Consider the following 23,800-nt stretch of genomic DNA (forward strand, 5'->3'; position numbering starts at 1 on the left):
ACGGCCACCGAAGCCGTGGCGGCCGACCGTCGCGGCTGGCGGAGCCCGTGGTTGCGGCTGAGCCTGCGGGCCCGACTCATGATCATCGGTGTGTCCGGCCTCGCCGCCGCCCTCGCGGTCGGCGGACTGGTGCTGATCGGCGCCCTGGGGTACGCGCTGGAGCGCACCGTGGACACCGAGGCGCTGAAGACCGCCGAGGCGGTGGCCCGGCTGGCCGGCGAGAACGCGTTACCCGACCCGCTTCCGGTCGCCGGCGGCCAGGTACGGGTGCAGGTGATCGACGGCCAGGGCCGGATCCGGGCCGCGTCGATCGACGCCGACCGGCTGGTGCCGATGCTCTACCCCGCCGAGCTGCAACGGTTCCGGGACGGTGAACGGGACCGGTTCTACCTGCCCGGGCGGCGGCTCGGGCTGTCCGGCCCGGTCCGGGTCGTCGCCGTGCCGGCCGGACCGTCCAACGACCCGCAGACGGTGCTGGTGGCGAAGTCGACGGCGGACGTCAAGCACAGCCTCACGGTCGTCCGGACCATCCTGCTGATCAGCTTCCCGCTGCTCCACATCGCGCTGGCCGCGGTGGCGTGGCGGGTGATCGGGGCCACCCTGCGTCCGGTCGAGGCGCTGCGGGCCGGCGCGGAGGAGATCACCGGCGGCGCCCGGCCCGGCCGGTTGCCGCTGCCCGCCTCGCACGACGAGATCCACCGGCTGGCGGTGACCCTGAACGGGATGTTGGGCCGGCTGGAGTCGGCCCGGGCCCGGCAGCGGACGTTCGTCGCGGACGCCGCGCACGAACTGCGCAGCCCGCTGGCCAACATGCGTACCCAACTGGAGGTGGCGCAGCGGCTCGGTCCGGCGACGGACTGGCCGGCCGTCGCCGACGACCTGCTCGCCGACACCCAGCGGCTGAGCCGGTTGGTCGACGACCTGCTGCTGCTCGCCCGGTTCGACGACGTGAACGCCGGCCCTCCCCGGGCGGCCGGGCCGGTCGAGTTGAGCGAGCTGATGACCAGCGTCGCCGAGCGCTATCCGGCGGCGCCGCTGCGGGTGGTTCCGCCGAGGTTCCCGCTCTGGGTGGTGGGCGAGCCGGACGCCCTGGCCCGGATCCTGGCCAACCTGGTGGACAACGCGGTACGCCACACGACCAGCGAGGTCCTGCTGGAAGCCGGCCCCGGCGGATGGAGCGGTCCGGCGTACCACCTGGTCACGGTGACCGACGACGGACCCGGCATCCCGGCGGAGGAACGGGACCGGGTCTTCGACCGGTTCACCCGGCTGGACGACGCGCGGGCCCGGGACGCGGGTGGCGCCGGACTGGGCCTGGCCATCGTCCGGCAACTGGTACGCCGCCAGGGCGGCACGGTGACCCTCTCCGACGCGGCGCCCGGCCTCCGGGTCGAGGTGCGGCTGCCCGTCGGGGAGCGACCCACCGCAGTAAGGCCACCGGCCCAGCGGCCACCGGGAAACGACGACGAGCCGCCGCTCGGAGATGACGACGATCAGCCGCCGCTCGGGGACGACGACCAGTCGCCGCTGCGGGACGACGATCAGTCGGTATCGGGAGACGACGGTCAGCTCGCGCTGCGGGACGACGGTCAGCTCGCGCTGCGGGACGACGGTCAGCGGGCGCCGGGCGAGGCGCCGGGGCGCTCGGTGCAGACCGGTTCGGCCCGGCCAACGACCGCGACCGAGTAGACCACCGCGACGGAGAAGCAGTAGTTCGTCCGGGTCTCCAGACCGTAGACGACGTACCCGGTCGAGCCGCCGGGAAGTTCCTCGAAGGCCCGGAGTTCCTGCCCGGCACGCCCACCCGAGACCACCACCGGCCCCTCCGCACCGGCCGGGTACGTCCAGGCCAGGGTCACGCCGCTCCGGTCGTCCGCCAGCGTCACGTTGCCGGGCGGGGTACCGGGGGAGGCGGCCGGCACCGGTGTGCTCGGCGCGGCGCTGCTCGGGGTGGCCGGTACGTTGGCCGAGGGCACCGGCTGCTGCTGCTCCGAACCGTCCCCGTCGGTCAGGCCGAATCCCACCACCACCGCCACCGTGCCGAGCAGCACCAGCACGACCAGACCGGCGACGATGATCACCGGCAGTCGACCGGTCGAGGGCTGAATCCGGTGGATCCGGACCGGTAGCCGGGACGACCGCCGTTCGGGCAGGTTCCGGATCCGCCGTACCCCGTCGGCCTCGTCCAGGCCGTCGGAGAATCCGCCCGGTGGCTCCGGGGAGGAGCCGGCGCCCGGGCCCAGCGCGGGTACGCCCGGCGGCATCGTGGACCCGACATCGCCGCTCCACCCGCTGCCACCCGGGTCCATGGCCAGCTCGTCGTCGGGGTCGTCGTCCGGATGTCGCCTGGCCACCTCGGGCGGCCACCAGCCGTGCTCCGGATCAAGGTCCTCGCCGTCACGATCCTGCGGTCCCGAACCGGCGCCGGAACCCGACATTCCCCGGCCGCCAGCCGTCCGGGGCGGAGGCACCGGCGGGCGGTCGGCGGGACGCGGCGGACTGGCCCAGCGCGGCGCGGACTCGACCGGTGGTGCGGGCGGCAGCCGAGGCGGTGGCACCTGCGGGACGGATGTGGCCGAGGACTGTGCGGCGGACCAGGGCGGCCCCGGCGCGGTCGGATACCGCAGCGGCGGCAGATCCTCCAGGGGCGGCAGGTCGGCGTCCGGCGGATGCTCCGTCTCCAGTGGATATCCGCCCGACGGCTGCGCCGAGGAGCCGGACCCGTACTGCCTCGCCGGCGGCTCGTACTGGGACGCGGGGGACTCGTACTGGGATGCCTCGTACTGGGACGCGGTGGGTTCGTACCGGCCTGCCGGCGAGGTCGGCCGGTCCGGCTCGCCCGGGGCACCGGTCGACGGATCGGCCGAGCCGGCCGCGGGGCCGCTACGGGCCGGCGGTACCTGTGGAACGTGCCGGGTCGTCCCGGGTGCGGCGTCGGTGCAGACGTGGTCCGGATTGGCCGCCGCCCGGGCGAGCGCCCCGATCTGGGCGGCCAGCGGATGGTCGGCCGGCAGATGCTCGCGGCAGAGTTCGCGGGCCAGGGCGAGATGTTCGTGCGCCTCGGTGAAGAGTCCACAGTCACGCTGCATCGAGCCCAGCCGGGCGAGCATCCGGATGCCGGCGATGTGACCGTCGCCGTAGACCTCGCGGTGCAGTTCCCAGGCGTCTTCCAGCCGGTTCCGGGCGAGCGTGCACTCGCCCTGGGCGTACTCGACGGTGGCCAGGTCGGCGTGGGCGGCGAGCACCCGCAGTGACTCGGGGCCATCCGTCGCGGTGAGTTCGATGATGACGTCCCGGTACAGCCGGGCGGCCCGCGCGTGACTGCCGACCCGGTGCAGTACGGCGGCGAGCGTGGCCGCCGTGCCGACCGTGCGCTGGTCGGCCGGGCCGTACAGCCGGGTGGCCGCCGAGTACGCGAACGCCGCCCAGCCCCGGGCCGAGTGCGCGTCCCCGAGGGCGACCAGGACCCGGGCTTGCAGGCCAGCGGCCTCGGCCAACTCGGGTGACGCGTTTCCGGGACTCGGGTCGGCCCCGCGCAGCGGTGGGCCCAGCAACTCGCGAGCCCTGGTCAGGTCGCCGGCCGCGACGAGCGCCTGCGCCTGTGCGGTGAGTTCAGCGAAGCCGGAAGCCACGCCCCATCGTGCTCGCCCGGCGACGTTCAGTACAAGAGGGCAGGTGGGGGCAGTTTGGTCATGATGTCGGGCGATCCGGTTCGAGATGCGCGACCAACGCCTCGCTGATCCGCCGCAACTGGTCGACCTGCGCCGGGCTGAGCGGGTCGAACAGGTGCCGCCGTACCCCGTCGACGTGTCCGGGCGCGGCGGCGGAGAGCACCTCGAAGCCGTACTCGGTGAGCACGGCGACCTGACCGCGGCGGTCCGTGGGGCACTCCTCCCGGCGGACCCAGCCGGACTCGACCAACCGGGCGACCGCGTGGGACAACTGGCTGCGGGAGCCGCCGGTGGCGTCGGCGAGATCGGACATCCGTAGCTGCCGGTCGGGCGCCTCGGAGAGCCGGACCAGGATCTCGTAGTACGCGTGCGGCATGCCGGCGTCGCGTTGCAGTTCCCGGTCCAGGGTCGCCATCAGGGCGCGGGACGCGGTCAGGAAGGCACGCCAGGTCCGCTGCTCATCGGGATCGAGCCATCGGGTCATGACGACGATCATACGACAGATAGTTGAACGCTCAACCATCCGTCGCTACGGTGGAGGCATGGCGATTCACCGGCTCAACCACGCCGTACTCTTCGTTCGCGAGCTTGCCCGTAGCGTCGCGTTCTACCGCGACGTGCTCGGCTTCCGGCCGGTCGCGATGACCCCGGACGGGTTCGACGGCGCCGCCTTCCTTCAGGCGCCCGGATCCACCAACGACCACGACCTGGGCCTGTTCGAGGTCGGCGCGGCCGCCGGACCCTCCGGCGCCGGACGGACGACGGTCGGCCTCTACCACCTCGCCTGGGAGGTGGACACCCTCGACGAACTCGACGCGACCGCCGCGCGGCTCTCCGAGGCGGGCGCGCTGGCCGGCAGCTCCGACCACGGCAGCACCAAGAGCCTCTACGCCAAGGACCCGGACGGGCTGGAGTTCGAGGTGGTCTGGCTGGTCCCCGCCGACCAGCTCGACGAGCAGACCCTGACGGCGCGCAAGCAGATCTCCCGACTCGACCTGGAGCGCGAGAAGCGCCGGTACGGCGGCCAGACCCGAGGCGGAGTCGGCATCTCCGTCCCCTCCTGACCGGTGCAAGGAAGGGCCCCTTCCTATCGTTTTCTGTAGAAGAAGGGCCCCTTCCTAACACTCTGGGCCGGGCGGCCGGGCAGCGCCGGCGTGACAGAGCGGGACCGGGCGGGGTAGACACGCAGCATGCCCGCTGACCCGATCGGTGCCGTCAAACGCGAACTGCTGGTACGCCAGCTCGACTCCTGGACCCCGGTGGCGCTGCACCGGTCCCGGCGGGCCACCTTCGCGCAGGCGTACACCGGTCCCGACGGCGGTACGGCCGACGCCGCGCTGCGGGTCTTCGTCGAGTTCGCCGACCTGCTTCGGGGGCGCCGGATGACCGTACTGACCATCGCCGGCGCAACGGACGAGCTGGCCGTACGCCACACGGCGGTGCAGTCGGAGCTGCCGGCCGAGGTGACCGCGCACCTGATGCCGGGTGATCTCGCACGGCTGCCGGTGGCGCTCAAGGCGGGCGGCGCGGCCGGTACTCCGGTACTCGCCTATCTGGACGCGACGGGCGGTCCGGGGCCGGATCGCGACACCATCGCCGCGGTCACCAATGGGCGTCCGGCCGAGCTGCTGTTGGCGCTGGATCCGCCCGGCCCGTCCGACCCGGACCTTCGACGGACGCTCACCGAGGCCGGATTTCCGCTGGTGACCGAGGTCGATTTGGTCGCCGACGCGCCGGCCGAACCCGAGAGAGCCGACGCGCCGGCCGAACCCGAGAGGATCGTCTTCGCCACCGCGGCCGGCAAGCGGCTCGACGCCTTCAAGGACGCCCTGTGGGCGGTCGACGAGTACGCGGGTGTGCGGTACCGGGATCCCGGTGATCCCGACGGGCATCTGCTGGACATTTCGCTGACCCCGCATCCGGGGCCGCTGCGCCGGGAACTCCTGGCCCGGCTGGCGACCGCCGGCCGGGCGTCGGTGACGGAACTGCGCCAGTTCACCGCCGAACGGACGGTCTACCGCGCGGCCGACACCAACCGGGTGCTGGGCGTGCTGCTCGCCGCCGGCCTGGTCGACCGGGACCCGGCGGCGGGTCGACTCTCCGGGGACGTGACCATCACCGCGATCTGACAGTCGCCGTGCGCGAACCAGCTGCCTGCGGACCGATTCACCGGTTGCAACTGCTGCTGCGCTCCTTCGCGCCACGGCGAAAAATGCGCTCCTTCGCGCCACGGCGGAAACGTCCCGGAAAACGCGGCGGGGATGCCGACGGCGTCCGTCAGCATCCCGCCCCGCGCGTATGTCCCTACCGGCGTGGCTTGTCCTGCTTCCAGGACAGCGGGCCGGGCAGGTCGACCCGGTGCGCCCGGGCACGGGAGTTCCACGACCAGCGGCCGATCTTGATACTCCACGAGGAAAAACCGTTCTCGGTGAAGTTGAGAATCAGCGGACCGTACTTCTTGCGCTTACGGAACATCAGACCCACGGCCATGCTCCCTTCGAGGCAAAAGCTTGAATCTTTCAGCGGGGTGGCCACGAAGTTCCCCGCACGCGTATTCGGCAAACCTCCGGGGGTCCTCACCGGACAGTCCGCTAGCGACGCCGGGGGCGCAGCCGACGCCCGGGGTGGGGCTGGGGCCGGGAGTCAGCGTGCCGGGAAGGGGCGCTCAGCGCGGTTGCCAGGCGTCCGGCCGGGTGGTCAGCTTGCGGACGTGCGCCGGCATCCGGCCGCTGACCAGCTCCGCGAGGCTCACCTCGTCGACCACGTCACGGACCGCCGCACGGACGGCGACCCAGAGCCGAGGCAGGTTCTCGGCCGCGCCGTCGTAGCGGGTCTCCTCGGGGCGCAGCCCGCGTACCCCGGCGAGTGGGCCGTCCACGGCCCGCAGGATCATCCCGACGGAGACTTCCCGAGGCGTCCTGGCCAGGGTGTAGCCGCCCTCCGCGCCACGCTGGGCCCGGATGATCCCGGCCCGCCGGAGATCGGCCAGCACCGCCTCGAGGAACTTTCGGGGCAGATCCTGTTCGGCCGCAAGGGCCTGGGCGGACATCAACGACGGGTACGCCGCCGCGAGGCTCAGCCCGGCCCGTACCGCGTAGTCACCTCGCGCGGAGATCTGCACGCCCCCATCATGCACGCTCCCGACGACCGGCCCGGAAGGCGCCCGGACTGTGCCCTACCTCCCGCTGGAAGAACCGGCCGAAGTTCGTCGGTTCGGGGAAGCCGAGGCGCCGACCGACCTCGGCGACCGGGAGATCGGTCGCGGCGAGCAGCCGCCGGGCCTCCAACGCCACCCGGTCGTCGATGACCTGCTTGGCGCTGCGTCCGGTGGCGGCCAGGCAGGCCCGGGTGAGGGTACGCACCGAGCACTCCAGCCGGCCGGCATAGTCCTCGACCCGCCGGGTCTGCCCGTACGAGCGCTCGACCTCGTGCCGCAGCCGCCAGAAGTTGCCGGCGTCATCCCGTACCGGAAGGCGGCTCGGCGCGGGGTCGAGGGCCGGCGGGGCCTCCGGGGCCGGGCTGGCCGGCAGTAGTGCCAGGCGCAGCAGCAGGACGGCGAGCTGGTGTCGCAGCAGGTCGGCGGCGAGACTGTCGCCTCGGTGCCGCTGACAGTCCACCACCAGCTGGCTGACCTCGTTGATCACGGCGTCCTCGTCCTCACCGGCGAGCTGCCAGTAGCCGACGCCGAACGGCGGTGCGACGCGCACGGCCCCGAGTCCGCCCATGGCCTCCGGAGCCCAGGAGACCATGATCGCGTCGAGCCCGGCCGGCCCGCCGTGTCGGAGGACCTGACCGGGCTGGACCCAGAGCAGGGAACCGGGCCGGCACGGGTACGTCCGAAAATCGACCTCCTGCGCCCCGTGTCCGACCGTGACCAGGATGAGCAGATGCCGGTCGAGCAGCAGTGGACGCTGCGACCCGGGATCGAGCGAGAAGTCGCGCAGGGTGAGGGTGCGAATGCCGGCCCATTCGGGCGGGGGCGGCGACTCACCCGGGTCGCTGGGAAACTGACCGAATCGGACCATCCCCTGGGACGTTAGCCGTCGGCGGCTCCCCGCGCACCCCTCCGCGCCGCCGATCCGGGCTCAGCCGAGCGGGGGGAGGTCGCGGAGCAGTTCGGACTCCGCAGATAGCTGCCCGGTGGAGGCCGTCGACCGGCGGCACACATCGACGCTCGACGTTGACCGTAGCCGTCGAAGATCGGTAACCTGACCTCGGTCCGGGCTGGCCACGACGCGCGGGTACGCAGGCAGACCACGCATGACCCCCACCCGTTCTGCCCGTCCGACAACGATTCGGACGCGGAGGAATCCCAGGAGATTCGCTCATGCGCCGCAGACCCGTCCTGCCGCTCTTCGTCAGCGCGTCACTTCTCGTCAGCGCGTCGCTCGTCGGCGCCGGAGGAGCCCCCGTCCTCGCCACCGGGCCGGCCCCCGCCGAACCCGGGCCGACGCTCGAGGTCGACCTCGCCGCCGACCGGCACCCGATCAGTCCGCACATCTACGGCATGAACTTCACCGACGAGGCCCTGGCCGAGGAACTGGCCCTGCCAGTACGGCGCTGGGGCGGCAACGCCACCACCCGCTACCACTACCGGTACGACACCACCAACCGCGCCTCGGACTGGTTCTTCGAGAACATCACCGAGGCCAACGACAATCCCGAGGCGCTGCCGGACGGCTCGTCCACGGACCGCTTCGTCGAGCAGGACCGGCGTACCGGCACCGACACGGTGCTCACCGTTCCGTTGATCGGCTGGGCGCCGAAGGCCCGGGACGGCTCGTGCGGCTTCTCGGTCGCCAAGTACGGCCCACAGCAGAGCACCGACGAGTGGCGCCCCGACTGTGGCAACGGGGTCCGGCCCGACGGCACGCCGGTGACCGGCAACGACCCGCTGGACACCAGCGTGCCGGTCGGCCCGGAGTACGTCCGGGAGTGGCTCGGCCACCTCACCGCCAAGTACGGCACGGCGGCCGAGGGCGGGGTCAAGTTCTACAACCTGGACAACGAGCCGGACATCTGGCACTCCACCCACCGGGACGTACACCCGACCGGGGCGAGTTCGGTGGAACTGCGCGACCAGGCGTACGCGATCGGCGCGGCGGTCAAGGAGGCCGACCCGACGGCGGCGACGCTCGGCCCGGTCGGGTGGGGCTGGACCTCGTGGGACCACTCGGGACTGGACCAGGAGGTCTGCGGGCGTACGGGGTGCTGGGCGAACCCGCCCGACCGGCCGGCCCGGGACGGGCTGCCGTTCACCACCTGGTACCTGCAACAGATGAAGAAGTACGACGACGAGCACCGGCAGCGGGTGCTGGACTACTTCGACATGCACTTCTACCCGCAGGCCTCCGGGGTCGCGTTCGGCAACGGCAACGACCCGGCCACCAACGCGCTGCGGCTGCGTTCGACCCGGGCGCTCTGGGATCCGTCGTACACCGACGAGAGCTGGATCAACACCCAGGTCCGGCTGGTACCCCGGATGAAGGAACTGGTCGCGGCGAACTACCCGGGTACGAAGACGGCGGTCACCGAGTACAACTGGGGCGCGCTGGACCACATCAACGGGGCGTTGACCCAGGCCGACGTACTCGGGATCTTCGGTCGGGAGGGGCTGGACCTGGCGACGCTCTGGGCCCCGCCGGGCGCGACCCAGCCGGGCGCGTACGCCTTCCGGATGTACCGCAACTACGACGGCGCGGGCGGCCGGTTCGGTGATGTCGGAGTCCGGGCGACAAGTGCGGACCAGGAGAAGCTCTCCGTCTACGCGGCTGAGCGCTCCGCGGACGGTGCCCTCACCGTTCTGGTGGTGAACAAGAGCGGCGTGGAGCAGACCAGCCAGTTGTCGCTGCGCGGCCGGACGGCGTCGACCGCCAAGGTCTACCGGTACGGCGCCGCCGACCTCACCTCGATCGTCCGCGCGCCCGACCAGCAGATCCAGGTGCCGCCACCGGTGGCCGGAGCGCCCAGCGGCTACCTGACTCACAGCTACCCGGCCGACTCGGTGACCCTGTTCGTGGTGGACCGGCCGGCTCCACCGACGCCGTCGCTGACGGTCGGGTACCGGAACCTGGACCGGTCGCCGGCGGACGCCGAGATCAGGCCGGCGATCCGGTTGGAGAACTCCGGCACCGTGCCGGTCAACCTGTCCCGGGTCACCGTCCGTTACTGGTTCACCCGGGACTCCGACCGGAGCCCGGTGCAGGCAGGGTGCGACCGGGCCACGCTCGGCTGCGCCAAGGTCACCCGGCGGGTGGTGGCGCTGTCGACGCCCCGCCCCGGCGCGGACGGCTACCTGGAGGTCGGATTCACCCCGGAGGCCGGGGTGATGTCGACGGCCGGGCAGGTCGGTCCGGTCGAACTGCGGCTCCGGAAGGCGGACCGGTCCCGGTTCTCCGAGCCGGACGACCACAGCTGGCGGCCCGCAAGGCCGAACTTCGAGGCCAGCACCCGGATCACCGTCCATCTGGACGGGGTACGGATCGCCGGAGTCGAGCCGTAGCGGCGGCTCGGCCGATCCTTGGCGTGGCGGGGGATCCGCCTCACCGGGGTTCGCCGGGCCGGGGGTTGTTCCGGCGGGCGGCCACGGTTATGTTACCGAACGGTAAGTGAATCGGGTCGGCATCGTCGCCGGGAGGCGGCGGTCCATCGTCGAAGAGGTGTGCATGCCAGGTCTGTTCTCGGTCGAGGACAAGGCGGTGCTGGTCACCGGCGGCACCCGGGGGATCGGTCTGATGATCGCCCAGGGCTTCGTCGAGGCCGGAGCGAAGGTGATCATTTCGTCCCGCAAACCGGACGTCTGCACCGAGGCCGCCGAGCGGCTCTCCGCGTACGGCAGCTGCGTCGCGATCCCGGCTGACATCTCGACGACGGCCGGGGCGAGCCGGCTCGCCGAGGAGGTGCTGGCGCAGGTGCCGGCGCTGGACGTACTGGTCAACAACGCCGGTGCGACCTGGGGGGCGCCGCTGGAGGCGTATCCGGAGAGCGCCTTCGACAAGCTCTGGGCGGTCAACGTCAAGGCGGTCTTCCAGTTGACCACCGCGCTGCTGCCCGCGCTCCGGGCCTCGGCGAGCGCCGACGACCCGGCCAGGGTGATCAACATCGGCTCGATCGACGGCATCCGGGTGCCGTGGATGGAGGTGTACGCCTACTCGGCCACCAAGGCCGCCGTGCACATGCTGACCCGTAGCCTGGCCCACCAGCTCGCTCCCGAGCACATCACGGTCAACGCGATCGCCCCGGGACCGTTCGAGAGCAAGATGATGGCGTTCGCGCTCGACGATCCGGCCACCCGGGCCACGATCGAGCATCAGGTGCCACTCGGCCGGATCGGTCGTCCCGACGACATGGCCGGGGCCGCGATCTACCTCGCCTCGCGAGCCGGCGCGTACCTCACCGGAGCGGTCATCCCGGTCGACGGCGGCATCACCACGCACGGCTGACATGTTAGGAAGGGCCCCCGCATAGCGCTTTTTGTAGATGAAGGGGCCCTTCCTAACACCAAAACGGGCGCCGCGCGGACTCGGCAGGTCCGCGCGGCGTGGTGATCTTTCCCGGTACGGCCGCTCGTCGAGCGGCCGGCGGGTTGTCGGTCAGCGACCGGCCAGGAGCCGGTTGACGGCGGTGTCGACGTCGAGGTGATCCCCCTCCCGGCCCCGGGGCACCACCACGTACGTCCGGCGCAGGAACCTGACCAGAACGCTCCGTGGCACCTCGAACAGTGCGTTGCCGTCCGGCGACGAGAGCGCGAGCGCGACGAAGTCGCCGCGGGGCGTGGCCCACGGCCAGACCCGGACGTCGCCGATGCCGGCTGGCTCGTCGAGGCCGGTGACGAGCAGTTCCCGCGCGAAGGACCAGCTGACCGCTTCGCCTCCGGCGGATTCCGCATGGAACAGGACATGGACCGCATACGGGTCGGCTGGGTCGTAGCGCAGACTGGCGCGCACGGGCAGGGCCGTGGCGTCAGGTGCAACGAGCCTTAACGACGTCTCGACCTCGACCGTGGTCGGTCGGATGACACTCATGGACGTTCTCCCCCCGGCACCGCTGCGGGACGTACGTGTCCCGCTTTTCCCATCCTCTGGTGCTACTTCATGGTTACGCTCCGCCATACGCTGATATCACCCAGTAGTGGGAAGAGGTTTCCTAGCTACCGATCGAAATCGAATCTTTATGTAGGATGTCCAGTTCTGCCCAGGTACTCGATCCCACCCGACGCCAGGTGGTTCAGCCGTCGACTCACTCCGGTAACGTCCAGTCGTCCTGTTGAGTGACGGGCCGGGCCACACTGGGGGTTGAAATGGCTACGAAACCATCCTCAATGGAGAAAGCGGCTCCAACAGGGGCGTCGAGGGTGAACGGGGCCGGCGCCGGGGTCCGCTCCGGTGTTCCGGGGACGGTCGAGGAGCGGAGGTACGACGTGCCGGACGACGAGCGCGTCACGCGGGGGGAGTGGTCGGGGTCCGGTCCGGAGACGGGGACGGACGTCGACGCCGAGGAGCCACTGGACCCGTTCGTGCTGGAGACCCGTCGACAGCGGGTACGCACCACGCTGGAGATCATCCGAGCCAATCCCACCGGCCGGATCGCGTTGAAGGTCTTCGTGGCGGTCGCCGGTGCGATCGTCGTCACTCTCGGTCTCGCGTTGATTCCATTGCCGGGGCCGGGCTGGCTGATCGTCATCGGCGGTCTGGGTATCTGGGCGGTGGAGTTCCACTGGGCCAAACGGCTGCTCAACTTCACCCGTAGGCACGTACAGGGTTGGGCCCGTTGGGTACGCGACCAGTCACTCTTGGTGCGGCTCGTTATCGGATCGGTCGGTCTGGTCTTCGTCGCCCTCGTGGTCTGGCTGTCGGTGCGGGCCAGTTTCGGGATCGATCTCATTGCCCAGGCGATGCACTATATCGCGACCCACTGACCCCGGAGATGCGCGACGGCGAGCCGATCAGGTACAGTCGTCCGCGCTGAGGGCGATTAGCTCAGCGGGAGAGCGCTTCGTTCACACCGAAGAGGTCACTGGTTCGATCCCAGTATCGCCCACGCAGGTCAAAGGCCACCTTCCATCGATGAGGGTGGCCTTTCTGCTGCCCGTACAGCAGGGAAGTACAGCAGTAGTCAGCCATCGAGGGACTCACCAGGCCGGTTGAGCGCTTCGCGGGTCGCCTTGGACGACACCTGTGTGTAGATGTCCATCGTGATCGAGAATTTGGCGTGCCGAAGTATCTGCATCACTACCCGGGGATGCACGTCGAGGTCCGCCAGCAGCGACGCGCAGATCCGACGGGCGTCATCTGCTTCGGTGCTGCTCAGCTGTAGTGCCTTCACGCAGATTTCCGGCAAGGGCAGGACCGCGTCTGATGCCTGCGTCTTCGTGTCGCGGTGCAGGAGTTGGCCATGGACCGTTGTAACTGGTGCCCAACGGTCAGCTCTCCCGCGTCCAGGTCGACGTTGTCCCAGGTGAGTCCGAGCGTTTCTCCCTTGCGTAGGCCGACGACGAGGACCAGGGCGTAGGCCGCGTACAGCGGGTCCTCGTCGCGGCGGGCGGACTCCAGGAACTTGCGGACTTCGTCGCTGGACCAGGATTTGCCACGGTGACGGCGGACCGTGGCGAGCGTGACCGGGATCGCGGGGTTCTTGACGATGAGGTCCTGCGCCTGGGCACGGGAGAGCGCCGCCCGTAGGGCCGCCCGGATGTCGCTGACCGTACGGGTTGACGGTGTGGACCGGCAAGCACCGGCCGACGGCACAGCAGCGGCGCTTGTGCCGGGGTCGGGCGGAGTCCTTGCCCTGGGCGCAGCACTGGCAGGTTCGGGCAACCTGGTTGATCCAGGTCTGGCCGTCCCGCGAGTGCAGTCGGTCGAGTCGCTTGTGACCCCAGACCCGGGGCGATGTACCGGCGTACGAACGTCTCGCAGGTGGCGTAGGTCAGCGGCGCCCGGTGCGGCTCGATGATCTCAGCCAGCCAGTACGTGAGGAAGCTGCAGTTGACTACGGGCGGCAGGCACTCATGTGTGAGCGACAGCCCGGACGCCTGGACCAAAGCCTGGCCGGGCCACGGTCCTACCGCGATGAAACAAGCAGCCGCTGTCCGTGCGTCTCACTATTGGTCTGTGGCCGCGTTCGGGTGCCGGTGACGCTCGGCGAGTTGCTTCAGGTTGAGCAGCTGGCGTCGAGCCATGACCAGGTCACCGATGGACAACCCGAGGGCGGTCAAGCGGTTCGTCTGCATGACGACCTTCAGCAGCAAACGCGTCGCGGTGCGCTCCTGAGGCACGAGGACGTAGGACATGAAGGCCGCCATGATGGTGCCCGTCATTTGCTGCCCTGGGTCGACCGAGAGGATCCTGCCCCACTTCCGGCCGCCGGCAGTCGTGAACGCCTCTCCGACTCGAGGGGCGGGAAGGCCCAGCAACTGTTGAGGCGAGCGGCGGCCGAGGTTGTCCATCCAGTCGTAGGAGTACGGTGCGATCCTCACTTGGGCGATCCACGGCCAGACCGCTGCGGCGGGCGCTTCGACCCGCACCCCCCGCCAGGCTTGCAAGGCGGGGGAGTCGACGAAGTCGTCGCACGGATAAGGGCGCAACGTCTCGCTGTCGGTCACGCCCCACCTGTCACCGATCATGCATCCATCATGCGTCGAGGCCCGACCTCCGCGAATGCCGCACTCCGCGCGGCCACGAACTGGCGGAGGACCTATCCAAAGGTCATTCCGGTCATACTGCGATGATGCGGAAAGCGTCAGCAGCGAAGTGGTGCTGCGCGGCGGTAGGTCTTCTCATCGCCGGTGCTGCGGTGTGCGGAGGCGATCAACGCAGGGAGGTACGACCGGATCGTAGTGCGTCCACTGACGGCGCGGCACGTACCGCCGAGGTGCTCTGCGAGGTGAGTGACCTTTCGCCGCAGCCGAGGCGGGACGCACCAACCGAGCCTGAGCTACGGCGGGAGTTCCTGGAGATGGCCGAGGCCGACCAGGCCGAGCGTACTGGCAAGGTGAACGCCAACAACGACGCGCGCCGGACCGACCGGCTCCGCGACGTCATGGACAAGCACGGCTGGCCGGACGCGCGTTTCGTGGGCGCGGACGGTGCCAGTGCGGCCTGGCTGATCGCCCAGCACGCCGATCACGATGTCGTGTTTCAGCGTCGGGCTCTGGGACTGATGTGCGTGGCGGTGGCCACCGGAACCGCCGACGCGACCGAGTTGGCCTATCTGGAGGATCGGGTCGCGGTGAACTCCGGGCGGCCACAGATCTACGGCACTCAGTTCGGTGGATGCGAGGATGGACGCCCGGTGCCGAGGCCGATCGCCGACGAGGCCGGGGTACACGAGCGGCGCGCCAAGGTCGGCCTCCAGCCGCTGGACGAGTACCTTGCACAGTTTCAGGACGCCTGCGACGAATAGGCGATCCTGGCCGTGTGGCGATGACCTGACCTCGGGCATGCGATGAGCGTCGTGCAACGGGAGTGGATCCCGCGCTCCGCGCTCCGGGGTCCGGGGTCCGGGGTCCGGGGTCCGGGCAACATGCTTCGACACCAGCCGCCCCAGCCACTCCAGGGTGTCGACCGTACGGTGTGAGCCGTTTTTTCGGCGGGCAGCGATGCAGCTCACCTGAGTCGAGTTCGTAGAGCTGCCACTCAAGCCGAGAGGACCGGGGCGATCTGCCACCGGGATGTTCAGTCCAAGCAGTGGACCTGCAGGGCGATGTGTTGCAGCTGTGGGCCGCCCGTGGAGCGGTGCAGCACATCCAGTTCGACCCGGTGATGATCGTTCGAGACCGGGTCCTCGGCTACCCCGGCGAGACAGGTCGGGTAGGTCGAATCGGCATGAATCGTTCCCTCGGCATCTTGCCAGTTTTCCGCGACGATCGAGTAGATGACGTCACCCTTCAACGGGTCGCGCCGCTCTCCATCGACTTGGAAGGCAATCAGTCGAGTCTGTTCGTTCGACCAGGTCACGGTCCCGACGAGCCGTTCAGTGCGCGCCACATGTCGATCGCCTGCCAGCCACATACCGCCTGCGCCGAGGATGACTCCGGCGGCGAGTGGGCCGATCACCGCTATGACTCGCCGTCGACGCGGCGGGGCCGGCGTTTGCCTGGGAGGAACCGCATCGCCGATCGTCATTGCCATGCGGGCAGGGCACGCACCTGATGTTGTTCCCCTTCGCCGCCGTTGAGGTTGACCCTGACGTAGCGTGAGGGCTCACGCTGATGTGCATGAGCGACTTCTTCAACGCCTTCGAGATGAGTCCTGTGCCCGCGCCGGGCCCGGATGCGGTTGCGCCGGATCCGTTCCGTGGGATCTACGCGATGCCGATGTTCGTGACGGTCCCAACGCGCGATCTGGAGGCGTCGACCGACTTCTGGGTGCAGGGTCTCGGCTTCATCGAACTGTTCAGCGTTCCCGGCCAGGTGGTGCATCTGCGTCGGTGGGTGTTCCAGGACGTTCTGCTCGTGCCGGCGACTGCGGATACCGCGACGACCAGCGTGTCAGGGATGCAGGTGAGCTTCTCGGGTGTCCTCGGTCAGCTCGATCCGGTCGCCGCGGCATGCCGCGCGCTTCGGCCGGGGAGCGTAACGGGCCCTCGTGACACCCCGTGGAACACCCGTGATGTCGAGGTGATCACCCCGGAGGGCGTACGCGTGGTGCTGACCGCGGCGAAGCTGTTCGATCCCGAGAGCGCTGAGGCGAAGTACTGGGCATCGGTCGGGGTCGTCGCCCCGGACACGGCGGGGGGTGAGGACAATGGCATTCATGGTTGACCAGGCGATCAATGACGGCGTGACGGTCGGCGCTGCCGCTGACCTCGTGGGGGTGACCGTTCGCGCGCTCCATCACTGGGATGAGATCGGGTTGGCGTCGCCGTCCGGTCGCACGTCGTCGGGGTATCGCCTCTGGATGTCGATTGCGGTCGAGTCGGGCGAGTACGGGCGGGTGGTGGAGCTGGCCCGTACGGTGCGCCCGGAAGCATTGCGAGCGTCGATCCGACACCAGTCGTACTGGTTGGACCTCGGCCGGGCGTTGGCGCACTCGGGGCGCTCCGACCGGGAGGCGGAGGTTGCGTTCATCCGTGCGGAGCGGGCGGCCCCGGGCCCGTTCGTGCTGAACCCGCTGGCCCGGGACGCCGTGGTGACGCTGATGCGCCGAGCCCAACGCCGGTCCGTCTCCACCAACCTGGGGACCCTGGCCCGCCGCTTCGGCATCGAGGTGCACGTATAACCAGGCGTAATACGACCCCCGTTTGCTCTCCATAGCGTTCCGGTAACGGACACGCGAGGCGTAATCCTCGGTGTCCGTGGGAGGCGATGACCGGCTCAGGGCCGGTTGGATCCACAGGGCTCGCGTCCCGGCCGGTCCGGGGCACCTCCCCCGGGGCTCTGGACCGGCGCCGGATCAGGTGGAGAGTGGCGCTCCGTGATCGGTGGTCCGGGGCGCCACGTACCGGGAAGGGGCGTGGCGTGCGAATGCTGGTGAGACTGGGGACCTGGTGGCGGGCGGCATTGCCGCGACGGCGCCGCCGGACCGGCAAGGTGTATTGGCGAGAGCGGCCCGGAGGACCCTGGCGGCCGGCTGGGGGCCGTACGAATGAGCGTCCCGGAGAGCGCACCCGGGCTGGCGATCGACTGGGCGTGGGCCACGATCACCACACACGCCGAGGCCCGGCACTGCGACGGCTGCCGGGGGACCTGGTGCCCGACCGTCGAATGGGCACTCTGGGTTGTCATCACCGACCGGATCGTTCCGGCCGACCGGGAGCAACTCGTCACCGTGGTCGCCCGGCAGACGATGACGGCGCACTGGCCGAGCGGGATCGACGGATGCCGGCCGTGTGGCCTGCCGGACTGTTCCCGGATGCAGCTCGCGGCAACCTGGCTCGAGGTTGTGCGGAATGACTACATACCGGAGTCGGTCCGGATCCTGATGAAGTCGGCGCGGCCGACGGACGCCGAGCTGCGCCAGATTACCGAAATGGGCGGGCCAGCTGGGACAGATCGGTGACGAGCAGGTCGGCGACCCCGGCACCAGGGCCACGACCTCGGTCGACCTCCACGCTGGTCGCCCGCCGCGGTGGTTGAGGCGGGTGTCGGCGTGCCCGGACGCGCCGGGCCGGCGGGTGACGACACCCGTCCACGACCACTGTCGTACGGGATCGCCGGCTCGGCGCGGGACCTGCTTTACTGGTGCGCCGTCGCGCTCCGGCCCTGGCGCATCGGCGGCCCGAGATCCCCTCCGCGTGCGGCGTCGCCATGCACGCCAACCACGGATGCGAGGTGCCATGGGCGCGGACCCGGAAGCCGACGCGGAGCCTGGCGTGCGTACGCGCCGCCGGCAGGACGCGTTGGTGTGCCTCGTCTACCTCGCGCTCTCCGGCTGGGTGACCGGGCGGCTGTGGCTCGGCCTCGGCGACCGGATGACAGACGGTGGGAAGGGCGGCAACGAGGACATCCGCCTCTTCGAGTGGTACCTCGCCTACGTGGCGCGCGCTGTCCGGCACCTTGACAACCCGTTCTTCAGCCAACTGCAGAACGCGCCGGACGGTGTCAACCTGATGGGCAATACCGGGATGGTGGGTCTCGGCGTACCGCTCGCCCCGGTGACCTGGTTGTTCGGCCCGACGGTGACCGCCAACCTCATCGTCTGCCTCGCGCTGTTCGCCACGGCTTCCGCGTGGTACTTCGTGCTCTCCCGGTACCTGGTGTCGTCGCCGCTCGCCGCCGCGCTGGGCGGGGCGCTCTGTGGCTTCAGCCCCGGCATGGTGGCACACACGAGGGGACACCTGAACTTCATCGCCCAGTTCCTGATCCCCCTGATCATCGCGCTGGCCCTCCGCCTGCGTGAACCGGGCCGGCACCCGCGCCGTGCCGTACTACTCGGGATTCTGGTCGCCTGGCAGGTGCTCATCGGTGAGGAGGCGATCTTCCTCTACTGCCTCGCGTCGGGCGTCTTCGTGGCCGCGTACGCGCTGCTGCGGCCGGGCGAGGTGCGCGAGCTGGCGCCGCGCTTCCTGACCGGGCTCGGGCTGGCGGCCGGTACGGCGCTGGTGCTGCTGGCGTACCCGTTGTGGCTCCAGTTCTTCGGGCCGCAGTCCTACCAGACGGTGCCGTTCGTCTCCGGCCACGGCGCGGACCTCGCCTCCTATCTGGCCACCCCGCAGCTGGCGCTCACCGGCAGCCAGTCGGCCAACGTCGACCTGGCGCTCAACGCGGCCGAGGAGAACACCTTCTACACCATTCCGTACGTCGTGCTGGCCTGCGTCGTCGCGATCTGGCTCTGGCGGTCGACGATGGTCCGGGCGCTGGTGGCGACCGCAGGGGTCCTCGTCCTGCTGTCGCTGGGCAAGACGCTGGAGGTCGCCGGCCAGCACACCGGCGTACCGCTGCCGTGGCGGGTGCTCGCCGAGCTGCCGGTGCTGGATTCCGTGTTGCCGGCGCGCTTCGGGCTGGTCGTGGGCACGATCATGGCGATCCTGACCGCGCTCGGCGTCGACGCGGCGGTGACCCGGCTGCGCGAAGGCGAAATCGGCGCCGTCCGGGCGCCACGACTCGTCGCCGGTGGGCTGCTTCTCGCGGTTCTCCTGCCGCTGCTGCCCCGACCGGTGCCGACGATCCCGGTGGGCTTTCCGGTGCCCGACTTCGTGACCTCGGGACAGTGGCGGCCGTACGTCCGGGACGGTCGTTCTCTCGTACCGATCCCGTTCCCCGATGTGAAGGACGCGAGTGGCCTGCGCTGGGCCGCGATCACCGGGGTGCCGTTCGCCGTACCCGGTGGATACTTCCTCGGCCCCGACGCGGAGGGGCACGGCCGGTTCGGCCCGCCACCGCGCCCCACGTTCGAGTTGTTGAGCGATGTCGCGGCGACCGGGGAGCGGGCCGAGGTGTCCGATGCCGACCGGGCGAACGCGCGCACCGATCTCGCGTACTGGCGGGCGGACGTGGTCGTGTTGGGCCGGCACCGGTACGCGGACACGCTGCGCGAGACGCTGGACGCGCTGCTGGGGCCGTCGCGACGAGTGTCGGATGTCTGGCTGTGGGACGTGTAGCCCCGGAGGGCGGTATGGACGAGTCGGAAGAGCCGCGCCGGAGTCGCCGGGGACTGTGGCTGACCGCCCTGGTGGTTGTCGTGGTGGCCGGCGTCGGCCTCTACTTCTATTCGAGAGGCGGCGAAACGACCGGCTACTCCTGCGCGGTGGTCTTCTCGGCCGGGGACGAGGCGGGACGGCAGCGGGCCCTGGAGCTGTGTCACCGCAAGCAGCGCGACATGGCGCGGCGGGCTCCGATCTCCTCGCGCGGCCCGGTCGGCTACGAGGGCACTGCGGAACTCATGAGCGAGGCCGTCTCCCGCGGTGTCTGGTGCCCGACGCCCGGCGATCCGAGCTGTCACCAGTCCCGGCCGACCCGGGCGGCGACGGCCACCGACGTGGCGGCGGCCGAGCGCGCCCTGACCCAGGCAGGGCTCGCCGACAGCGTGGTGCGGGTGGCTCAACCCGACGATCCGGCCCCCGACGGCGCTCTGGTGTACGCGCTGCGGATGGGCGACGGCTGTGTGGTCGGCTACCTCGAACTGGGGCGTGGCGACGGCGACCACCTGGTCGGTGGCCTCCTGCCCAACGGGCAGTGTCTGACCTCGTAGGACGAGCACACGAACGGGCTGTCACGGACGGCTGTCACGGGCGGCCACCTGGTGGACATCTCTTCTTCGACGACGACGTGAAGGAGGGCCACGATGGTGATCTTGGATAGTGACCGGCCAGACGATCTGCTGCGCTCTGCGGCACCGCCCGTCCGGCTGGACCCGGACGGGGAACTCGGCGACATCCTGCATCATTTGGCGACCGAGGTGGTCCGGGCGCAACCCGCGAGGTCGCGCCGGAGGAGCCCGTCCGGCTTCCTGGGGCGCTGGCGTCGGCTGTGGCCGGTGCCGGTGGGCGCGGCGGCGGTGCTGCTGACCGCGGCCGCCGGCTTCGCCGTCTGGCACGACTCCGCGTCGCCGGACTTCGCGCGGGCACTCGACGACTACAGCGCCCAGCTTCCGCTGCCGCCGGGCACGGACCGGGCCGCCTACCTCGACCAGGTACGCGATCAGGGCCTGGAGCGACCCGCCCAGGTCTCCGACCTCGGGGTACGGAGCATGGTCAGCGGCTACGGGGTGTGCACCTGGCTGGCGGCGTGGAACGTCCGGTACGACGCGGGCGACGCCGCCGCCACTGCCGAGGCGGTCGAGGCGTTGCGGCTGGCGATCGCGGCTCCGGCGATCCGGGCCACCGACGGCGGCGGGGTGGTGGCGGCTCTCGGGCAGGTCGTCGAGGCCGCCGCTCGTGGTGACCGGGTCCGGGTCGCCGCCGAACTCGACGGCAACTGCGCCGGCCTGCCCCTGGACGGCATCCGATGACCGGATCGGTGCACCAGCCGGCCGAGACCCGGTTCACCGGGCTGATGAACGATCACGGTCGAGCCGTACTCGGCTATCTTGCCCGGCGTACCGACCCGCCGCATGTCGGCGCGGACCTGATGGCCGACGTCTTCGTCGTCGTCTGGCGGCGCCTCGACGAGGTGCCGGCCGATCCGCCCCAGGCGCGGGCGTGGCTGATCGGGATCGCCCGGGGTGTCCTGGCCAACCACCGTCGCGGTGCCGCCCGCCGCAACCGCCTCGCCGACCGGCTGCGCCAGCACCTGCGGAACCAACCGGACGCGGTTCCCGACGACAGCACCTCGGCCGTACGTGCGGCGCTGGATCGGCTCAGTGCCGAGGACCGGGAACTGCTGACCCTCGTCGCCTGGGAGGACCTGACTCCCAGCCAGGCCGCCGCCGCCCTGGGACTGTCTCCGGCGACGACCCGCAAACGACTCGAACGCGCCCGCGCCCGGCTGCGGGCCGCGCTCGACTCGGAGGAATCGGCCCGGACGACCACCGCCCGCAGGTGAGCCCCACCCGGACGGCGGATCGACGGCTGGGCGCCCGAACCGCCGTCCGGGGTCTCAGACCGCTGCCGCCGTCCCGGTGACGTCCGCCAGCGCCTCGGCACCGCCACTGCCTGCCTTCGGAGGGTCGGTGGCGCCTCGGCGGGAGTCGCAGGGGTTGGACTCGTCGTCCGAGCCGTCGTCCGTCAGATCGCTGAGGTCGTACAATTCACGCCTTTCCAGTCGCCGATACCGTAGGCGGAGGCTATGCGGCGGAACTGGATGGCGAATGGACGACATCTGGATGAGACCGTGATGTCGGTCAATGTCTTTATCGTGCTTGTGTGTCCCGGATCTGGTGTCCGCGGAGTGCCCTGCCGGATGGCGGAGCAGCACTGCTCCGCCACCCGGTCATGCCGGTGGCCTTCCGGTGTGCCCCCGGGCGCCGGCCCGGACGGCGATCAGATTCGGGCGCCCAGGTTGGCGTAACTGACAGGTACCAGGAAGTTCGAGCTCCGGATGCTGCCGTCGGCGTTGCGCGGCCCGGTGAGGGTCGACGGGTCGGTGCTGGCGAGGTCGGCCGCACTCCAGGAACTCTTGATGTTCCAGGAGTTTCCGGTGGCGGTGGAGGAGCCGAGCGAGACGCCCGCCCCGTTGGCCACGGCGAGGTTGTTGGTCAGCCGCGACGTCGAGTTGCCGAACTTGAAACCTCCGTCGCCATTGCGCCAGGCGCTGTTGCGTTCCACCACGATCGTTCCCGGGTTGCCGTTGTCGATGACACCTCCGACCGCGTTGTCGAAGGCGTAGCTGTTCCGAATGGTGTGGTTCGCCGGCGGGTCCGGGTCGCCGCCACCCATCTTGAAGCCATTGCCGTCACCGGTGTAGCCGGGGAGGTTCCAGCGGTTGAAGCCGTTGCCCCACGCCGCCGAATTCTCGATCACGATCGGAGAGGTGAACAGCCAGGCGTCGAAGCCGTCGTCGGAGTTGTTCCACAGTCGCGCGCCACGAACGACGTTCCCGTTGCCCGAGCCTTCCTTGATCGCCAGCCCGTCGGCACTCTCGCCGTTCTTGCGCGGATCACGGTTGCCGTAGGCGTCGAGGTTGAGCACCTGGTTGTTGCTGGCCGCACCCTGGATCTGCAACCCCGACTCGTAGTTGTCCCGGGTGACGAGCCGGTCGAAGATGTTGTTGTTGCAGTCGCGGCAGAAGATCGCGTACGGCCCGTGGATGATTTCGACGCTCCGTACCCGCCAGTAGTCGGCCTCGATGTGCAGCACCCCGCGTTCGAGGTTGGGGATGCTGCCGTCCAGCGGAGCCGGGGTGTGCGGCAGGTTCTCGCCGTCGAGGATGACCCTTTCGCCGTTGTAGCTGGTGATCGTGTACGGATTGGCGGAGGTGCCGTCCTTCATGATCCGTACGTTGGTGCTGAACTGGTAGGTGCCGCCCCGCAGGGCGATCGTGGTACCCGGAGTGGCCAGGGTGACCGCCCGGCCCAACGTCGCCAGTGGTGCGCCCAGCGTGCCCGGGTTGCCGTCGTTGCCGTTCGTCGCCACGATCAACGAGTTCGTCGGCGGCGCACTGGTGGCCGGCGGGCTCGTGGTCGGTGCCGGGCTGGTCGGGGGCGGGCTGGTGGGCGGCGGCGGGCTCGTGGTCGGGGGCGGGCTACCCGGTGGCGGGCTGGTCGGGCCGACCAGCCCGGTGCAGGCCGTGCCGTTGAGCGAGAAGCCCGACGGGACCGGGTTGGCAGAGTTGTTCCAGGTGCCGTTGAAGCCGCCGCCCACGGTCGCGCCGGTGGGGATGGACGCGGTGTAGTCGACGTTGCGGGCGGACACCGTGCCGCTGGCCGGGTCGGCGGTGAAACCCCAGGACTGGGTGATCGCCTGGCCGCCGGTGAAGGTCCAGGTCAACGTCCAGCCGTTGATGGGCTCACCGAAATTGGTGATCGAGAGGTTGGCCCCGAAGCCGCCCGTCCACTGCGAGGCGACCGCGTACGAGACCTGGCAGCCGGCGGCCGCCTGGGCGGAGAGCGCGGGCAGCGCACCGGCTCCCGCAGCGGTGACCACCGCCATCGCCGCCGTCACCAGCACCGATCGGCACCGTCGTCGAGACATGAGGAAACTCCTTAGCGGGTTGGGGACCAGTGGGATCGGAACACGAGCGCGGACCTTCCGGAACGGGGTGGACACGGTGCGCGCCCATCACCCCGTAGACGGCGACGAGCGACGCGCCGCCG

At 70.5% G+C, this 23,800-nt stretch carries 22 protein-coding genes, 1 tRNA gene and 4 pseudogenes; 16 read left to right on the plus strand and 11 right to left on the minus strand.

Going from position 1 to position 23,800, the window contains the following annotated elements:
* Positions 1-78: 78 nt before the first annotated feature.
* Positions 79-1,407: pseudogene (locus H4W31_RS21160) on the plus strand (sensor histidine kinase); the annotation flags it as partial.
* A gap of 1,469 nt (positions 1,408-2,876) precedes the next feature.
* Here H4W31_RS21160 and H4W31_RS45030 read toward each other — a convergent pair.
* Positions 2,877-3,632, minus strand: a pseudogene (locus H4W31_RS45030) (tetratricopeptide repeat protein); the annotation flags it as partial.
* A gap of 58 nt (positions 3,633-3,690) precedes the next feature.
* Positions 3,691-4,164: a MarR family winged helix-turn-helix transcriptional regulator gene (locus tag H4W31_RS21170; protein WP_450091433.1), complete on the minus strand. Its 474-nt coding sequence runs from the start codon at positions 4,162-4,164 to the stop codon at positions 3,691-3,693.
* A 49-nt stretch (positions 4,165-4,213) separates the two neighbouring features.
* On the opposite strand from H4W31_RS21170, the gene H4W31_RS21175 reads away from it, so the two are divergent.
* Together H4W31_RS21175 and H4W31_RS21180 are read left to right on the plus strand one after the other, a co-directional pair.
* The gene (locus tag H4W31_RS21175; RefSeq protein WP_192768241.1) at positions 4,214-4,735 is read left to right on the plus strand and encodes a VOC family protein; all 522 of its coding nucleotides are present in this window, start codon (positions 4,214-4,216) and stop codon (positions 4,733-4,735) included.
* 126 nt (positions 4,736-4,861) lie between these two features.
* Positions 4,862-5,800, plus strand: coding sequence for a hypothetical protein (locus H4W31_RS21180; protein WP_192768242.1), 939 nt, complete (start codon positions 4,862-4,864; stop codon positions 5,798-5,800).
* A 175-nt stretch (positions 5,801-5,975) separates the two neighbouring features.
* On the opposite strand, the gene H4W31_RS21185 is transcribed toward H4W31_RS21180, so the two are convergent.
* The 3 genes from H4W31_RS21185 to H4W31_RS21195 all read right to left on the minus strand — a co-directional run bounded on the left by H4W31_RS21185 (position 5,976) and on the right by H4W31_RS21195 (position 7,696).
* On the minus strand, positions 5,976-6,155 hold the full coding sequence (locus tag H4W31_RS21185) for a DUF4236 domain-containing protein (RefSeq protein ID WP_192768243.1): 180 nt from the start codon (positions 6,153-6,155) through the stop codon (positions 5,976-5,978).
* Between the two features lie 181 nt (positions 6,156-6,336).
* Entirely contained in the window at positions 6,337-6,792 is a 456-nt protein-coding gene (locus H4W31_RS21190) for an RrF2 family transcriptional regulator (RefSeq protein WP_192768244.1), read from the minus strand.
* 7 nt (positions 6,793-6,799) lie between these two features.
* Positions 6,800-7,696 (minus strand): helix-turn-helix transcriptional regulator, encoded by an 897-nt coding sequence (locus H4W31_RS21195; RefSeq protein WP_192768245.1) that lies wholly within the window; start codon positions 7,694-7,696, stop codon positions 6,800-6,802.
* A 302-nt stretch (positions 7,697-7,998) separates the two neighbouring features.
* On the opposite strand from H4W31_RS21195, the gene H4W31_RS21200 reads away from it, so the two are divergent.
* Positions 7,999-10,173 (plus strand): glycoside hydrolase family 44 protein, encoded by a 2,175-nt coding sequence (locus H4W31_RS21200; protein ID WP_192768246.1) that lies wholly within the window; start codon positions 7,999-8,001, stop codon positions 10,171-10,173.
* 163 nt (positions 10,174-10,336) lie between these two features.
* A complete protein-coding gene (locus H4W31_RS21205; protein ID WP_192768247.1) occupies positions 10,337-11,113 on the plus strand; it encodes a glucose 1-dehydrogenase in 777 nt (258 codons plus the stop codon).
* Positions 11,114-11,263: 150 nt separating this feature from the next.
* Here H4W31_RS21205 and H4W31_RS21210 read toward each other — a convergent pair whose 3' ends face one another.
* Positions 11,264-11,695, minus strand: a complete 432-nt coding sequence (locus tag H4W31_RS21210) for an SsgA family sporulation/cell division regulator (protein ID WP_101365276.1) — start codon at positions 11,693-11,695, stop codon at positions 11,264-11,266.
* Between the two features lie 275 nt (positions 11,696-11,970).
* Between H4W31_RS21210 and H4W31_RS21215 the strand changes: the two genes are divergently transcribed.
* Positions 11,971-12,588, plus strand: a complete 618-nt coding sequence (locus tag H4W31_RS21215; protein WP_404825603.1) for a TIGR02611 family protein — start codon at positions 11,971-11,973, stop codon at positions 12,586-12,588.
* Positions 12,589-12,638: 50 nt separating this feature from the next.
* Positions 12,639-12,710: transfer RNA gene (locus tag H4W31_RS21220), tRNA-Val, on the plus strand.
* 75 nt (positions 12,711-12,785) lie between these two features.
* Here the strand turns inward: H4W31_RS21220 and H4W31_RS21225 are convergent.
* Both H4W31_RS21225 and H4W31_RS21230 read right to left on the minus strand, forming a co-directional pair.
* Positions 12,786-13,650 (minus strand): annotated as a pseudogene (locus tag H4W31_RS21225) (tyrosine-type recombinase/integrase); the annotation flags it as partial.
* 120 nt (positions 13,651-13,770) lie between these two features.
* Complete coding sequence (locus H4W31_RS21230; protein WP_192768249.1) at positions 13,771-14,292, minus strand: polyketide cyclase; 522 nt, start codon at positions 14,290-14,292, stop codon at positions 13,771-13,773.
* 104 nt (positions 14,293-14,396) lie between these two features.
* Between H4W31_RS21230 and H4W31_RS21235 the strand changes: the two genes are divergently transcribed.
* Positions 14,397-15,071: a DUF6624 domain-containing protein gene (locus H4W31_RS21235; RefSeq protein WP_318783318.1), complete on the plus strand. Its 675-nt coding sequence runs from the start codon at positions 14,397-14,399 to the stop codon at positions 15,069-15,071.
* 272 nt (positions 15,072-15,343) lie between these two features.
* On the opposite strand, the gene H4W31_RS21240 is transcribed toward H4W31_RS21235, so the two are convergent.
* Positions 15,344-15,799: a hypothetical protein gene (locus H4W31_RS21240; protein ID WP_192768251.1), complete on the minus strand. Its 456-nt coding sequence runs from the start codon at positions 15,797-15,799 to the stop codon at positions 15,344-15,346.
* A gap of 86 nt (positions 15,800-15,885) precedes the next feature.
* On the opposite strand from H4W31_RS21240, the gene H4W31_RS21245 reads away from it, so the two are divergent.
* From H4W31_RS21245 to H4W31_RS21275, 8 genes and pseudogenes are all read left to right on the plus strand, one after another.
* Positions 15,886-16,431 (plus strand): VOC family protein, encoded by a 546-nt coding sequence (locus H4W31_RS21245; protein WP_192768252.1) that lies wholly within the window; start codon positions 15,886-15,888, stop codon positions 16,429-16,431.
* A pseudogene (locus tag H4W31_RS44795) lies at positions 16,424-16,552 on the plus strand (MerR family DNA-binding transcriptional regulator); the annotation flags it as partial. The gene H4W31_RS21245 and the pseudogene H4W31_RS44795, both read left to right, overlap by 8 nt.
* Before the next feature lie 15 nt (positions 16,553-16,567).
* Positions 16,568-16,888: a hypothetical protein gene (locus tag H4W31_RS21250; RefSeq protein WP_264084194.1), complete on the plus strand. Its 321-nt coding sequence runs from the start codon at positions 16,568-16,570 to the stop codon at positions 16,886-16,888.
* Between the two features lie 366 nt (positions 16,889-17,254).
* Positions 17,255-17,668 (plus strand): hypothetical protein, encoded by a 414-nt coding sequence (locus H4W31_RS21255; RefSeq protein ID WP_192768254.1) that lies wholly within the window; start codon positions 17,255-17,257, stop codon positions 17,666-17,668.
* A 313-nt stretch (positions 17,669-17,981) separates the two neighbouring features.
* The gene (locus H4W31_RS21260) at positions 17,982-19,709 is read left to right on the plus strand and encodes a glycosyltransferase family protein (protein ID WP_192768255.1); all 1,728 of its coding nucleotides are present in this window, start codon (positions 17,982-17,984) and stop codon (positions 19,707-19,709) included.
* Between the two features lie 14 nt (positions 19,710-19,723).
* Entirely contained in the window at positions 19,724-20,299 is a 576-nt protein-coding gene (locus H4W31_RS21265; RefSeq protein ID WP_192768256.1) for a hypothetical protein, read from the plus strand.
* 93 nt (positions 20,300-20,392) lie between these two features.
* A complete protein-coding gene (locus H4W31_RS21270) occupies positions 20,393-21,058 on the plus strand; it encodes a hypothetical protein (protein ID WP_192768257.1) in 666 nt (221 codons plus the stop codon).
* A complete protein-coding gene (locus H4W31_RS21275) occupies positions 21,055-21,591 on the plus strand; it encodes an RNA polymerase sigma factor (protein WP_192768258.1) in 537 nt (178 codons plus the stop codon). The genes H4W31_RS21270 and H4W31_RS21275 overlap by 4 nt, the downstream gene beginning before the upstream one ends.
* A 54-nt stretch (positions 21,592-21,645) precedes the next feature.
* Here the strand turns inward: H4W31_RS21275 and H4W31_RS21280 are convergent, their stop codons facing one another.
* Positions 21,646-21,795, minus strand: coding sequence for a hypothetical protein (locus H4W31_RS21280; RefSeq protein WP_192768259.1), 150 nt, complete (start codon positions 21,793-21,795; stop codon positions 21,646-21,648).
* Between the two features lie 233 nt (positions 21,796-22,028).
* Complete coding sequence (locus H4W31_RS21285) at positions 22,029-23,678, minus strand: cellulose-binding domain-containing protein (RefSeq protein ID WP_192768260.1); 1,650 nt, start codon at positions 23,676-23,678, stop codon at positions 22,029-22,031.
* Between the last annotated feature and the right edge of the window lie 122 nt (positions 23,679-23,800).

Source organism: Plantactinospora soyae (assembly GCF_014874095.1).
Classification (GTDB): Bacteria; Actinomycetota; Actinomycetes; order Mycobacteriales; family Micromonosporaceae; genus Plantactinospora; species Plantactinospora soyae.

Bases quoted from the DNA above. Each gene is read 5' to 3' on its own strand.
- H4W31_RS21175 (WP_192768241.1), top strand. From the start codon at position 4,214: ATGGCGATTCACCGGCTCAACCACGCCGTACTCTTCGTTCGCGAGCTT.
- H4W31_RS21180 (WP_192768242.1), top strand. From the start codon at position 4,862: ATGCCCGCTGACCCGATCGGTGCCGTCAAACGCGAACTGCTGGTACGC.
- H4W31_RS21195 (WP_192768245.1), bottom strand. From the start codon at position 7,696: ATGGTCCGATTCGGTCAGTTTCCCAGCGACCCGGGTGAGTCGCCGCCC.
- H4W31_RS21200 (WP_192768246.1), top strand. From the start codon at position 7,999: ATGCGCCGCAGACCCGTCCTGCCGCTCTTCGTCAGCGCGTCACTTCTC.
- H4W31_RS21205 (WP_192768247.1), top strand. From the start codon at position 10,337: ATGCCAGGTCTGTTCTCGGTCGAGGACAAGGCGGTGCTGGTCACCGGC.
- H4W31_RS21210 (WP_101365276.1), bottom strand. From the start codon at position 11,695: ATGAGTGTCATCCGACCGACCACGGTCGAGGTCGAGACGTCGTTAAGG.
- H4W31_RS21215 (WP_404825603.1), top strand. From the start codon at position 11,971: ATGGCTACGAAACCATCCTCAATGGAGAAAGCGGCTCCAACAGGGGCG.
- H4W31_RS21230 (WP_192768249.1), bottom strand. From the start codon at position 14,292: ATGATCGGTGACAGGTGGGGCGTGACCGACAGCGAGACGTTGCGCCCT.
- H4W31_RS21235 (WP_318783318.1), top strand. From the start codon at position 14,397: ATGCGGAAAGCGTCAGCAGCGAAGTGGTGCTGCGCGGCGGTAGGTCTT.
- H4W31_RS21240 (WP_192768251.1), bottom strand. From the start codon at position 15,799: ATGGCAATGACGATCGGCGATGCGGTTCCTCCCAGGCAAACGCCGGCC.
- H4W31_RS21245 (WP_192768252.1), top strand. From the start codon at position 15,886: ATGAGCGACTTCTTCAACGCCTTCGAGATGAGTCCTGTGCCCGCGCCG.
- H4W31_RS21250 (WP_264084194.1), top strand. From the start codon at position 16,568: ATGTCGATTGCGGTCGAGTCGGGCGAGTACGGGCGGGTGGTGGAGCTG.
- H4W31_RS21255 (WP_192768254.1), top strand. From the start codon at position 17,255: ATGAGCGTCCCGGAGAGCGCACCCGGGCTGGCGATCGACTGGGCGTGG.
- H4W31_RS21265 (WP_192768256.1), top strand. From the start codon at position 19,724: ATGGACGAGTCGGAAGAGCCGCGCCGGAGTCGCCGGGGACTGTGGCTG.
- H4W31_RS21270 (WP_192768257.1), top strand. From the start codon at position 20,393: ATGGTGATCTTGGATAGTGACCGGCCAGACGATCTGCTGCGCTCTGCG.
- H4W31_RS21275 (WP_192768258.1), top strand. From the start codon at position 21,055: ATGACCGGATCGGTGCACCAGCCGGCCGAGACCCGGTTCACCGGGCTG.
- H4W31_RS21285 (WP_192768260.1), bottom strand. From the start codon at position 23,678: ATGTCTCGACGACGGTGCCGATCGGTGCTGGTGACGGCGGCGATGGCG.